This is a genomic window from Yersinia fenwicki (genome assembly GCF_043099325.1).
GTDB lineage: Bacteria > Pseudomonadota > Gammaproteobacteria > Enterobacterales > Enterobacteriaceae > Yersinia.
Window position 1 is genome coordinate 3,340,791 of the sequence record NZ_CP170755.1, and the last position, 13,238, is coordinate 3,354,028.

Consider the following 13,238-nt stretch of genomic DNA (forward strand, 5'->3'; position numbering starts at 1 on the left):
CACTGTGTACGAACTCAACCACCAGGGGCCACAACATGAGCCAGGCATTAGAAAAATTGCTCGACCTACTCTTTCTTGAAAAAATTGAAGAAGGGATCTTCCGTGGCCAAAGTGAAGATCTCGGTTTGCGCCAGGTCTTCGGGGGGCAAGTTGTCGGTCAGGCGATTTATGCGGCAAAACAAACTGTCCCCACTGATCGGGTGGTCCATTCATTTCACAGCTACTTTTTACGTCCGGGGGACAGCAGCAAACCCATCATTTATGACGTAGAAACATTGCGCGATGGCAACAGTTTCAGCGCCCGTCGAGTCAGTGCGATTCAAAATGGTAAACCTATCTTTTATATGACGGCGTCTTTCCAGAATCAGGAAGAGGGTTTTGAGCACCAAAATACCATGCCGGACGTCCCGCCACCGGAAGGGTTAATGTCTGAAACGGATATCGCCCGCAAATTTGCCCATTTAATTCCCGAGAAAGTGCGGGATAAATTTATCGGCCATCAACCGATTGAAATGCGTCCGGTGAAATTCCACAATCCACTGCAAGGTTCGACAGCGGAACCCAATCGCTACGTCTGGTTTAAGGCTAACGGCGAAATGCCGGATGACTTGCGAGTTCATCAATATTTACTAGGTTATGCCTCAGATTTTAATTTCTTACCGACGGCCTTGCAGCCTCATGGAATTGGGTTCCTTGAACCGGGGGTGCAAATCGCCACAATCGATCATTCAATGTGGTTCCATCGCCCATTCCGCCTTGATGACTGGTTGTTGTATGCGGTAGAAAGCACCTCAGCTTCAGGTGCTCGTGGCTTTGTTCGCGGGCAAATCTATAACCGGGAAGGGATATTGGTTGCTTCTACGGTGCAGGAAGGTGTGATTCGTTTACATCGGTCATAGCAAAAAATAGAAGGGGCGATGTCTCCATCGCCCCTGTTGCTATCATCATTATTATTTATTCTACTGCCAGTGATAACTTACTGACATTCTTAACTTACTGATTATAGGCATTTTCACCATGGCTGTTGACATCCAGACCTTCGCGCTCTTGCTCTTCTGGCACCCGCAGACCAACCACCAGATCAGCAATTTTGTAGGCAACGAAAGCAACTACACCGGACCAGACCAAACACACCCCCACACTGAACAACTGTACACCTACTTGATGCCCCATGGTGACGCCAGCCGCGTAACCTGTACCACCTAATGAGGCAGAGGTGAAGACACCGGTCAGGATACAACCGACAATCCCGCACACGCCGTGGACACCGAACACGTCACAGGTATCATCCACCCGCAACCATTTCTTCAGCAGAACCACACCCCACAGACCGGCAACCCCGCCCACTAAGCCGATAATCAATGCACCACCGACACCAACAGTACCTGCCGCAGGTGTAATCGCAACCAACCCGGCGATACAACCTGAACATGCGCCTAACAGAGACGGCTTGCCACGCAAAATCCACTCAGCAAATACCCAGGAAAGAATGGCACCTGCGGTTGCAACAACAGTGTTCAAGAAAGCCAATGCAGCGATTTCGTTAGCGGCGCTGGCTGAACCAGCGTTAAAACCAAACCAGCCGATATACAGAATTGCCGTACCCGTGAATACCATCGGTAAGTTGTGAGGTTTAAATGCCTCTTTACCAAAACCAGCACGTTTACCCAGTAAGTAAGCCCCTACCAACCCTGCGATCGCGGCGTTAATATGCACCACAGTACCGCCCGCAAAGTCCAGAGCGCCGTCCATTGCCAGGAAACCGCCGCCCCATACCATGTGCGCTATTGGCAGATATGAGAAGGTGAACCACAGCACAGCAAAAATAAGTACCGCAGAGAAACGGATACGCTCAGCAAATGAGCCCACCACCAGAGCCACTGTGATACAAGCGAAGGAAGCCTGGAATACCACATGGATATATTGGTAGAAGGTGCCGCTCAAGCTGGTCAGGCCAATGCCTTTGAGCATCGCCATATCAAAGTTACCGAAGAACGCATTGCCCGTACTGAACGCCAAACTATAACCATACAGAATCCACAAGACACAAATCAGCGCGAAACTCACCATGACCTGAGTCATCATTGACAATACGTTTTTGGAACGCAGCAGGCCGCCGTAGAACAGGGCAATACCGGGCACGGTCATAAACAGCACCAACGCGGTACAAATCATCATAAAGGCATTATCTGCTTTGTCAGCCACTGCCGGTGCAGCAGCCATTGCCAAAGAAGGTAGCATCGCTACCGAGCTCAGGCCCAACACGGATAAAAGTTTTTTCATCATCAACCCATCCCTATTCACTAAATTTGAGCCTGCAAATTACAGTGCTGCTTCGTCTGTTTCGCCGGTACGGATGCGAATAACACGTTGCAATTCAGCAACGAAAATTTTGCCGTCACCAATTTTTCCGGTATAAGCGGCCTTACTAATAACATCAATCACTTCATCTAATTGATCATCCGCAATCGCGATATCAATTTTTACTTTAGGTAAGAAATTGACGCTGTATTCCGCTCCCCGATAGAGTTCTGCATGCCCTTTCTGGCGACCAAATCCTTTCACTTCGGTTACGGTCAACCCCTGAATACCTACTGAGGACAAGGCTTCGCGCACATCCTCCAACTTGAATGGTTTGATAACCACGGTAACCAGCTTCATATTTGCCCCTTCTCGAATTAAGTCGAATTTATGTCGGCTACGAAATACTTATCTTCTACAAAACACTTACCTTTCTTAAAACATTTACTTTTCTTAAAACATTTACTTTTCATAAAACAAGTAAAGCAAAGGCTATGCCATAAATAATATTGACGAGAATTTAATACTGAAAGGGCGAACTCATGGGGCTTGAGATGCGCCGCACAATTGCGGTGTGAGCAAATAGAGAGGATTGAACAGTCTTTGCGCACCAAATTAGTGCGATACGCGTCACAGAAGTGCACTACGGTATATTTGCGCTATTGCTTTGCCTGATTATGGTGCGGCAACTTATTCCTAATAGGCGCTGGCAGAGTTATTGACTGGAATGAAAAGTAACAGCAGCGAATGAAGAATAGTGAAAAGTAATGGGGCCACTTGACCCCACAACGTATTATTTAACTGACCGCAGTTTCGACTTGATCAATGGCCGCCAAATCTTCACTGACTAATTGCAGCTGATACATTTGATAATAACGCCCATGCGCCGCCAGCAACTCTTGATGTTTACCCTGCTCAACTGCCACACCGCGGTGCAATACCAAAATAGTATCGGCATCGACAATCGTTGAAAGACGGTGAGCTATCACCACCAGCGTGGTGTTTTTGCGAATCAGCTGTAATGCCCGCTGAATGGCCTGTTCAGTGCCAGAATCAATATTGGCGGTCGCTTCATCCAAAATCAGAATTTGTGGTGCTTGTACCAATACCCGAGCCATCGCCAATAGCTGTTTTTGCCCGACGGATAATGTGTTGCCCTGCTCCCCAAGCAAACTGTGTAATCCATCTGGCAACGCACGGACTAGCGAGGCCAGTTGCACAGTTTCCAGCGCATCCCACACTTGCTGTTCACTAATATCACGGCCTAACGTCACATTGGCAAAAAACGAATCTGCCAACACCACTGGGTCTTGTTGCACCATAGCAACGCCCTGTCGCAAAGTTTGATGTGATAATTCGGCTAGAGGGCGACCATCAAGTAAAATCTCGCCTTGCTGCACCGGGTAATAGCCCATTAACAGATTTGCCAGGGTACTCTTGCCACTACCGGTATGCCCAACTAAAGCGACAAAACCGTGTGAAGGCACATCAAGGGAAATATTTTGCAGCACCATTTTATCGTGACGATAAGCAAAGCTGACATTATTCACTTGAATATGGCCGCTAGTCAGCGGGCGGTCATCGCCACCATAACCTTGTTGAACGCGATCCATCAAATCGAAAATACGCTCACCCGCGACCACGGCTTGTTGCAAGATCGACTGCTGTGATGTCAATTCAATCAATGGCTCATTGAGGCGGCCAAGATAGTTGATGAATGCATATAGCACCCCAACCCCGACTGAACCTTCTGGGCTGAAACCGAAAAGCAGCAATAAACCGCATAGTACCATGGCAGAAAACAAGCTCAGCAACGGGCGCAGCAGAAAGCCTTCCAGACGCAATGTTTGCATCCGCGCCTTATAATGAGCACGACTGGCAGACTCCATACGCTCGCCAAAACGCACCTGCTGGCGGAACTGTTGAATAACGCCCATCCCGCTAATGATTTCGTTAAAACCGTCGTTAATATCGGCCAAATAGGCCCGAACCCGGCGTACTACTGGCGTGCTGTAGCGCTGGTAAATCGCCATAACCACCAGTACCGCAGGGAAAATACAAATAGAAATCAGCGCCATGCGCCAATCCAAGCTGAACATTGCCACCAGCATCGCGCCAATTAACGCCGCACTTTTCAAGACTGTGGATACCACCATCACATACAAATCTTTTATGACTTCGGTATCGTTGGTTACGCGGGAAATTAATTGCCCAACAGGTTGAGTATCAAAAGCACTGAGAGGCTGGCGCAAAGCTGCATCCATCACTTCAATCCTGAGCCGTTGAACCACACCGACTGCTGCGCGATTAAATAGCAATGCTTGAAAATAGTGCAATGCGGCTGCCAGCAATTGCAGCAGCAAATAAGCCAAGGCCAGCCCACTGACTAATCCCAAAGGTAACGTGCCTTTCGCCACTACATGGTCAATGAAATAGCTGATCAACAGTGGGCCGCTGACTTCGGCTGCTGCTGCAACCCATAGCATCAGCACCGCCAGCCCTAATGGCTTGCGATAGGGAGAACCATAAGAAAGCAGGCGTTTTAGGGTTGGCCAAAGTTGCTGAACTTTACTCATCGGTTTTGGCCTCCGACTCACCATCATCCAATGCTGCCTCTAATTGTTGATAGCGATACATTTCCCGATACCAGCCAGACTGATTCACCAATACATTATGCGTACCGCGTTGCATCACCCCACCATGCTGCAACACCAGAATTTCGCTGGCTTCAGTTAGAGCAGAAAGGCGGTGTGCGCTAATAATCACGGTACGATGCTCGCCCCACTCACGCAGATTCTTTAAGATTTCATGTTCGGTTTGGCCATCAACCGCAGAGAGTGCATCATCAAGGATCAAAATTTCAGTATCCAACAATAAGGCCCGAGCAATAGAAATACGCTGTTTTTGCCCACCGGACAGCATTACACCGCGCTCACCTACCTCAGTGTCATATCCTTGTGGGAGACGCAGGATGTCTTCATGTACGCTGGCCAAACGAGCAGCGCGCTCGATTTGATCCTGAGTGGCATCAGGTTTACCTAATGCAATGTTGCCCGCGACCGTATCAGAGAATAAGAAAGGTGTCTGGCTGACCACAGATAAGCGCCCGCGCCAATCATGCAAACGGATATCAGACAAAGGATGCCCTTGATAACAAATCATGCCGTCATCAATATCGAATTGCCGCTGAATTAATGCCAATAAGGTACTTTTGCCGGAACCCGTTGGCCCACATAAACCTAACATCTGCCCCGGTGCCAATTTCAGTGAGACATCGTGTAAAGCGGGCTTTTCAGCTTCAGGATAATAGAAATGACGAATATTCACCGCTAAAGTACTGCGATCGTTTGATAATGCGATATCGCCATCTTTCACTACTGGCGCTTCTTCCAGCAAACTGCGGATACGACTATAGGCAGCACTACCGCGCTCAACAATATTGAACATCCACGCCAGTGCCAGCATCGGCCAGATCATTAGCCCCAAATACATTACAAAGCTGGTTAACTGCCCTAAGGTGATGCTGTGATTGACCACCATCCAGCTACCGCCACCGATGGCTAATAAATTTGCAATACCGATTGCAATATAAATGGTTGGATCAAAACGGGCGTCAATACGAGCGACATACATATTCTTGGCACCCGCTTCTTCAGCAACCTTCGCAAATTGTTGCGACTGATTATTTTCCAGACCAAAAGCTTTGATCATGCGAATGCTGGTAAGGCTTTCCTGCGTCTGATTATTCAGAGCAGAAAATGCGCCCTGAGCTGACTTAAAACGCTGATGCAGTTGATCGCCGTAATATTTGATAACTACTGCCATGACAGGCATGGGAAGTAATGACAGCAAGGTCAGTTCCCAACTGATTTGCGTGCTCATGACAATCAGCACGGCACACCCCATCACCAGCGAATCCACTAGCGTCAATACGCCCTCACCTGCGGCAAAAACTACGCGGTCAACATCATTCGTGGCGCGTGCCATTAAATCGCCAGTACGGTGACGTAAATAGAACCCAGGAGCCTGGCGACTCAGTTGGCGATAAAAATTCGCCCGTAACTCCACGGCCAATTGATAGGAGGCCCCGAAAAGTAACACTCGCCAAACATAGCGCAGCAAATAGACCACGATGGCCGTCACCAGCATCACGCCAATCCATACCAATAACATATTGGTCGACATCTGTTTGGTGCTGATGCCATCGACAATTACCCCTACCAATTTAGGGGGAAATAATTGCAAAATAGCAATAATGATCAGTAGCAGCACCGCACCTACATAGCGACGCCATTCACGGCGGAAATACCAGCCTAATTGTGCAAACAATCTCACGCAGTTTTATCCATGATCTGACACCGAATAACATCGGCATTTGTTCGCTAAACGCGACAGGGCAGTAGAATACCATCGTTAAAATGATTTTTTATACCCAATAGATGCCAAGCAGCCAAGACTTCAGCGGTTTGAAGCATAGCGGGTTATCACTCTGGCACTGGCAACACGGTGGTGTATTTAATCTTTTCCATCGCAAAGCTCGAAGTCACATCAATCAACCCTGGAACACCGTTAACCATACGTTTGTAAAAACTGTCGTAGCTTTTCATATCAGCAACTTCGACCTGCATCAAATAGTCGTATTCCCCCGCCATGCGATAGAAAGCCAGTACCTCTGGCATCTGCTTAGTGAACTCGACGAACTCCTGATACCAGCCGCTATTATGCTGCTGTGTCTTGATCAGTACAAATGCGGTAAGTCCTAATCCTAATTTTTCACTGTCTAGTAATGCCACGCGCCCACGAATAAACCCCTCATCCTCAAGGCGCTTCAAACGTTTCCAACAGGGTGTAGAGGTCAAATTGACGGCTTCAGCCAGCACTTGCAGCGACTGCGTGCAATCTTCTTGCAACATGCAAAGAAGTTTACGGTCAGTTTTATCTAACATAGCGAGCAACCATAGAATAAATTTCTACCATTTGGCGATAAAGAAGGAAAAATGGCAACGTTTTTTTCTTTAATAACCGTTAATCTAGTTATCATTAGTTTACTACCTACATCGCAGGCCATAAAAATGACCAACACTTGGGTAAAAAATGCGATCAGCGAAATAGAAGCCGATTTTCAACGCTCCGCTGATACACACTTGATCCGCCTAAATCTTCCAGCATTTCCTGGCATTTATCTCTATTTAAAAGATGAAAGTACGCATCCAACCGGTAGCTTAAAGCACCGTTTGGCCCGTTCATTGTTCCTCTATGGCTTATGTAATGGCTGGATTAAAGAAGACACAACAATAATCGAGGCTTCATCTGGAAGCACGGCGGTGTCAGAGGCCTACTTTGCTCGCTTAATTGGTTTGCCCTTTATCGCGGTAATGCCAAGCTGCACTGCCCGACGTAAAGTGGAGCAAATCGCGTTGTATGGTGGCCGCTGTCATTTTGTCGATCATGCCGGGCAAATTTATGCTGCCTCTGAGCAATTGGCGCGTGAACTTAAGGGCCACTATATGGACCAGTTCACCTATGCTGAGCGAGCGACTGATTGGCGCGGCAATAATAATATTGCCGATAGCATCTTCCGCCAAATGGCGCGCGAACCTTTCCCCGTACCTGATTTTATCGTGATGAGCGCAGGTACCGGCGGCACCTCAGCCACTTTAGGACGCTACATTCGCTATCAAGGGCATAACACCCAACTGATGGTGGTCGACCCGGAAAACTCCGTTTTTTATGATTGTTTTTGTCACGGTGATCGTACCGTAACCGGCAGTTGTGGCAGCCGTATTGAAGGTATTGGCCGGCCACGAGCGGAGCCATCATTCATTCCAGAAGTGATTGACAGTATGCTGCGAGTTCCCGATGCAGCCAGCATTGCTACCATCCATTGGCTGGAAGGCATTTTGGGCCGCAAAGTGGGAGCCTCTACCGGCACTAACGTTTGGGGAACATTACAACTCGCTAAGCAGATGCGCGAGCAAGGTAAAACCGGTGCTATCGTGACGTTACTGTGCGACAGCGGTGAGCGTTATCTCGATACTTATTACGATCCTCAGTGGGTCAGCAACAATATCGGCGATTTAACGCCATATCGTGATGAATTAAACAATCTGTAATATCGTGATAAACGGGGCCGTAATCCGGCCCCTTTCAGAAGAAAAAAACCGGATGGTTATCCGGCTGGCTAATAGCTATCCTCAAAGTCATTAGTTTTATCGCACCAATAACCTGTGGATATACCTCAGAATTCGGGGGAATAGGTGAGGTGTGGTGAACTTAGCCAATGTTGCAAATAATGAGCTACGCCTTGTTCCTCGCAGCAACCAATAACCTGTAACTGAGGTAACTCTTGTTTCAGTTGCGGTAATGCATTTCCCATGACTAACCCACGACCGACGCGCGACAACATTTCTTTATCATTCATCGCATCGCCAAACGCCATGCAATCCGCCAAGGTTAAATCAAGATGATGGCTCAATCGCTCTAACGCTGCGCCTTTATTACAACCACTAGGTAGCATTTCGAGGCAATCAGCTGCTGAGAAACAGAAATCGGCTTTATCACCTATTTGTTGCTCAAGCTGAATCTTAAGTTCGATCAGTTCCTGATGTGGCGCAACAAAGCAAACTTTGTGATTACCCGTTTTCGGTAATGCATCAAGTGCTGTCAGTTGGAACTGGAAGCTGCTGGTTTTATGGGCTGCCAATAAAGCGGGGTCATTGTAATCAGTAAACCAGCCATCATCGCGGAAGATATGAATGCTGGCATTAGTCTTCCAGGGGGTCCGCAGCACAAACTCCACCAGTTCTGCCGGCAAATCCATACCATCTAAATGCACGCCATCCATGTCACACACTCGTGTGCCATTACCAGTAATTAAATAACCGTTAATACCTGAATAAGATAGGATCCCTTTCATATCAAGGTAATGCCGCCCTGTAGCGAATGTGAGGATCATCCCATTTTCCACTAACTGGTGTAACGCATTCAATGTCGCGCCCCCCATTCGATGGTCACGCATCAGTAAGGTTCCATCCATATCAAAAGCGGCTAAACGGTACATTCAAAACCTCACTAAGAGTGAAACTGGTGGTATGTATAAAATTATGGCGTAGTATTTACGGAACTAATAGTGAACAAATAATTTAAACCATTCCGGATTTAGCATGCGCATTATTCATCGACTTACTCAATATCAGCGTTTATTCCAAAAGTTCGGAGAAAGCCTGGCTTCGACAACAGTAAGTGAAGTCGCAGGTTTGCTATTTTGCAGTGAGCGCCATGCTCGGACCTTAATACGACAGTTACAGACAAATGGCTGGATCAGTTGGCATTCGCAAGTGGGGCGGGGAAAACGCGCGCGACTACAATGCCTGAAAAGCCCCGATACACTTCGAGCAACCTATATGCAGGCGTTTCTCGAACAAGGTGATCATCAGGCCGCACTCGAATTGGCTCAACTGGAACCTGAACGTTTACAGGCGTTGTTGAACCCTCATATGGGGGGGCAGTGGCAAGCAGACAGCCCAGTATTGCGTATTCCATATTACCGTATGCTTGAGCCGTTAAATCCACTCACCGCTACCGGCCGGGCAGAGCAGCACCTGATTTATACGTTACACGCAGGTTTAACTCGTTTTAATACCGGTTGCCCACAACCCCAACCGGATCTGGCTCACCATTGGCAAGTCAGTGATGATGGTTTGACCTGGCAATTCTTTTTACGCAGTCAGTTACGTTGGCATCATGGTGAGCGCCTTCACGGCCAGCAATTATTGCAAACACTCAAGCTACTGCGTGCCAATCCCCGCAGCCAGCCAAGTTTTGCCAATATTTTGACCATTACCCTACCCCACGCCCTATGCCTACAGTTTACCCTTTATCAGCCAGACTACTGGTTGGCTCATCGTTTAGCTGATTTACCCTGCCGGCTATTTCATCCAGACAATCCTTTGCTAGGTGCCGGCCCTTTTAAATTGGCGACCTTCGAACAGCATCTGGTGCAGTTAGAACAACATGAGTTCTACCATTTGCAGCACCCTTATCTGGAAATTATTGAATACTGGATAACCCCGCACCTAATGGTGCAATCAACCGACGGTAGTTGCCAGCATCCGGTGCGCATTACCATCGGCCAGGAAGAGGACTTCCCTTTAGCCCGCCCCGTTCAGCGCAGTATGAGCCTAGGGTTTTGCTATCTGGCGGTTAATCAGCATCGTAGCAATATGACGTCTCAGCAACTCACCAGGTTACTGATGTTAGTGCAAACCTCGGGCATATTAGAGGAGTTATCAATCCGGCGCGGGATCATAACTCCAAGCCATGAAATGTTACCGGGTTGGCCAATCCCACAGTTTGCATCTGATGATGACTCTCCATTGCCAGCTCATCTAATATTGATATATCAACCGCCAATGGAGCTTGAAAGTGTCGCCGAGCAGCTAAAAGCTGTATTGGCAGCGCAGGGCTGCACATTAGAAATCCGTGCCAGCCACGATAAACAGTGGAAAGATAGCCACCAAATTGAACAGGCTGATTTATTATTAGCAGACCATTTGGTTGGTGAATCACCAGAGGCCGCAATGGAAAGCTGGCTCCGACTTGATCCCCTCTGGCGTGGCATCCTGTCACCATCGCAGTGGGAGCAGCAGCAAAAAACACTGACCTATATTCAGCAAATAGAGCTAGCTTCAGAGCGACACCACCAATTACGAGAGCATTATAATGATCTGATGCTATCCGGATTGATTCTACCGCTGTTCAACTATCAATATCAGGTCAATGCTCCACCACGAATTAATGGTGTGACATTAACGGCTTACGGTTGGTTCGACTTCAGTCAGGCGTGGCTCCCTCCGACTGCGACGTGATAACCAGACTCCGGTAGCTACCTTTTCTGACTCTATCTGAGTACCATACTGCCAGTTTTCAATTTTGCTGTGAGGTTTGCGCTTTAGGGCTCACAGCGTACAAGGTAACAGTATGAAACGTGCCGTAGTTGTCTTTAGTGGTGGACAAGATTCCACAACCTGTTTGATTCAAGCATTACAGCAGTATGATGAAATCCACTGCATTACCTTCGATTATGGACAGCGACATCGTGCCGAAATCGATGTCGCTCGTGAACTGGCAATTCAACTTGGGGCTAAGGCGCATAAAGTGCTAGATGTGGGCATGCTCAATGAGTTAGCTGTCAGTAGCCTGACCCGGGACAGCATCCCTGTACCGTCTTACAGTGAAGAGAGTGAGGATTCAATTCCCAGTACCTTTGTCCCTGGCCGAAATATTCTATTTCTGACACTGGCTGCTATTTATGCTTATCAAGTACAAGCTCAGGCCGTCATTACCGGTGTCTGTGAAACAGATTTTTCCGGTTACCCAGATTGCCGGGATGAATTCGTTAAGGCTCTTAACCATGCCATAGATTTAGGTATTGGCCGTGATATTGCTTTTATCACCCCGCTGATGTGGCTGGATAAAGCAGAAACATGGGCGTTGGCGGATTACTATCAGCAACTCGATCTTATCCGTCATGACACACTAACTTGTTATAACGGGATTCAAGGTGATGGTTGCGGTCAATGTGCGGCCTGCCACTTACGCGCCAAAGGGTTAGAGTTCTATCTGACGAATAAACCTAAAGTCATGCTAAGCCTAAAACAAAAAACCGGACTGATTTAACCGCTTTAAACTCAGAGACTAGCCGTGACCAGCCTTTCTCTACCTCCTCCAGTGCGAGGTAGAGCCCCATTAAGCACAATCCTTTTTTTATAAACCCCGATGAACAAACTCCTGAAGTTTTTCGCGTAATTCCCCATCAATGGGTAATGCCTTTTGGTTACGCAAATCGATGCATACAAAAGTCAACTCTGCATCAGCCACAGGAATAGAATCAGGCTCTAGCGTGACAGTCTGTTTCATCACACCACTTTTTCCATTCAATCTTAATAGTTGACTATCGATGCGTAACAGGTCGCCCAAAACCGCAGGCCGGCGATAGTTAATATTGATATTAACCACGATAAAAGCGATTTGATTTCCCGCCATCCATTGTGCTGCTGGCTCTCCATCAAGCCATTCCCAGCGGGCTTCTTCGAGAAACTCTAAATAGCGGGCATTATTAACATGTTGAAAAACATCAATATGAAAACCCCTGACTCTAATATGAGTATGCATGCGACGAGCTTCTCCAGACAATAAGTTGTTATTATAGAATGATAGATACAACTGGTATGACCTCAAGAAGAAAGCCTAGCAGAGGAAAACCCATTCATAGCGTGCTTATTATATAATCCGGATCAACATCACAGTTTTACCTGATAGTTGCGACTTACATTATGAAATACTGGAAGTTGTTCGTGGTAAAAAAAGCCAGGCAAACACAGCATCTGCCTGACTGCGATATCTGTTTTCCTGACTCTATTTACATTGTAAGCTTGCTGCGATTTCTCTCTAAGAAAGAGGGGCCAATACCTGGCACTTCAAGCAGTTGCTCTGTATCAGTAAAAAATCCGAACTGCTCACGATAGTTAACAATTGCTTCCGCTTTCTTTCTGCCAATCCCGCTGAGGGACTGTGCCAGCTGTTCCGCATCTGCATCATTAATATTGATTTGGCTCTGCGGATTATCCTGTAAATTACCAGCAGTAGCTGTCACGACCATTTTGTCATGCGTCGCTTTCGCGGGAATTTTCGATACGGTATTTGCCTTGGTTGTAGCCTGAGCAGGTACTGACGGATTAAGAACTTTATCCTGAGAAGAGCTTGGGGCGGCATAAGCCAAAGATTGAATATTAAAACCTGCTAGTAATGCCGTGATGATAAATAATTTTCCTATGAATTTCATGCTGTATCCTCCTTGTGTTTGACAGCATGCCCACCTTGCCTGAGCCTCCGATTTGACGCAAAGAGTAGATTTTAGATATGCGAAAGGCCGCCAA

12 protein-coding genes are annotated in these 13,238 nt (G+C 47.4%); 4 read left to right on the top strand and 8 right to left on the bottom strand.

The window, feature by feature from the left end; genetic code table 11:
- Positions 1-35 precede the first annotated feature (35 nt).
- Positions 36-899 (top strand): acyl-CoA thioesterase II, encoded by an 864-nt coding sequence (gene tesB, locus ACF3VQ_RS15295; RefSeq protein WP_392431993.1) that lies wholly within the window; start codon positions 36-38, stop codon positions 897-899.
- A 94-nt stretch (positions 900-993) separates the two neighbouring features.
- Here the strand turns inward: tesB and amtB are convergent, their stop codons facing one another.
- The 5 genes from amtB to ACF3VQ_RS15320 all read right to left on the bottom strand — a co-directional run bounded on the left by amtB (position 994) and on the right by ACF3VQ_RS15320 (position 7,247).
- Positions 994-2,283, bottom strand: a complete 1,290-nt coding sequence (amtB, locus tag ACF3VQ_RS15300) for an ammonium transporter AmtB (RefSeq protein WP_392435614.1) — start codon at positions 2,281-2,283, stop codon at positions 994-996.
- A 39-nt stretch (positions 2,284-2,322) separates the two neighbouring features.
- Complete coding sequence (glnK, locus tag ACF3VQ_RS15305) at positions 2,323-2,661, bottom strand: P-II family nitrogen regulator (RefSeq protein ID WP_002208627.1); 339 nt, start codon at positions 2,659-2,661, stop codon at positions 2,323-2,325.
- Between the two features lie 437 nt (positions 2,662-3,098).
- Positions 3,099-4,877 (bottom strand): SmdB family multidrug efflux ABC transporter permease/ATP-binding protein, encoded by a 1,779-nt coding sequence (locus ACF3VQ_RS15310; RefSeq protein WP_392431997.1) that lies wholly within the window; start codon positions 4,875-4,877, stop codon positions 3,099-3,101.
- The gene (locus ACF3VQ_RS15315) at positions 4,870-6,636 is read right to left on the bottom strand and encodes a SmdA family multidrug ABC transporter permease/ATP-binding protein (protein WP_392431999.1); all 1,767 of its coding nucleotides are present in this window, start codon (positions 6,634-6,636) and stop codon (positions 4,870-4,872) included. Before ACF3VQ_RS15315 ends, ACF3VQ_RS15310 begins: the two co-directional genes overlap by 8 nt.
- A gap of 149 nt (positions 6,637-6,785) precedes the next feature.
- Entirely contained in the window at positions 6,786-7,247 is a 462-nt protein-coding gene (locus ACF3VQ_RS15320) for an Lrp/AsnC family transcriptional regulator (RefSeq protein WP_005163482.1), read from the bottom strand.
- Positions 7,248-7,373: 126 nt separating this feature from the next.
- Between ACF3VQ_RS15320 and ACF3VQ_RS15325 the strand changes: the two genes are divergently transcribed.
- A complete protein-coding gene (locus ACF3VQ_RS15325; protein ID WP_392432001.1) occupies positions 7,374-8,414 on the top strand; it encodes a PLP-dependent cysteine synthase family protein in 1,041 nt (346 codons plus the stop codon).
- Positions 8,415-8,539: 125 nt separating this feature from the next.
- Here the strand turns inward: ACF3VQ_RS15325 and cof are convergent, their stop codons facing one another.
- A complete protein-coding gene (gene cof / locus ACF3VQ_RS15330) occupies positions 8,540-9,361 on the bottom strand; it encodes an HMP-PP phosphatase (RefSeq protein ID WP_392432003.1) in 822 nt (273 codons plus the stop codon).
- A 103-nt stretch (positions 9,362-9,464) separates the two neighbouring features.
- On the opposite strand from cof, the gene ACF3VQ_RS15335 reads away from it, so the two are divergent.
- Positions 9,465-11,168 carry an SgrR family transcriptional regulator gene (locus ACF3VQ_RS15335; RefSeq protein ID WP_392432004.1) on the top strand — a complete coding sequence of 568 codons (1,704 nt, stop codon included), beginning with the start codon at positions 9,465-9,467 and terminating at the stop codon, positions 11,166-11,168.
- A gap of 112 nt (positions 11,169-11,280) precedes the next feature.
- On the top strand, positions 11,281-11,979 hold the full coding sequence (gene queC, locus ACF3VQ_RS15340) for a 7-cyano-7-deazaguanine synthase QueC (RefSeq protein WP_392432006.1): 699 nt from the start codon (positions 11,281-11,283) through the stop codon (positions 11,977-11,979).
- 87 nt (positions 11,980-12,066) lie between these two features.
- On the opposite strand, the gene ACF3VQ_RS15345 is transcribed toward queC, so the two are convergent.
- Both ACF3VQ_RS15345 and ACF3VQ_RS15350 read right to left on the bottom strand, forming a co-directional pair.
- On the bottom strand, positions 12,067-12,474 hold the full coding sequence (locus ACF3VQ_RS15345) for an acyl-CoA thioesterase (RefSeq protein WP_392432008.1): 408 nt from the start codon (positions 12,472-12,474) through the stop codon (positions 12,067-12,069).
- 247 nt (positions 12,475-12,721) lie between these two features.
- Positions 12,722-13,144 carry a ComEA family DNA-binding protein gene (locus ACF3VQ_RS15350; RefSeq protein WP_392432010.1) on the bottom strand — a complete coding sequence of 141 codons (423 nt, stop codon included), beginning with the start codon at positions 13,142-13,144 and terminating at the stop codon, positions 12,722-12,724.
- Positions 13,145-13,238 lie beyond the last annotated feature (94 nt).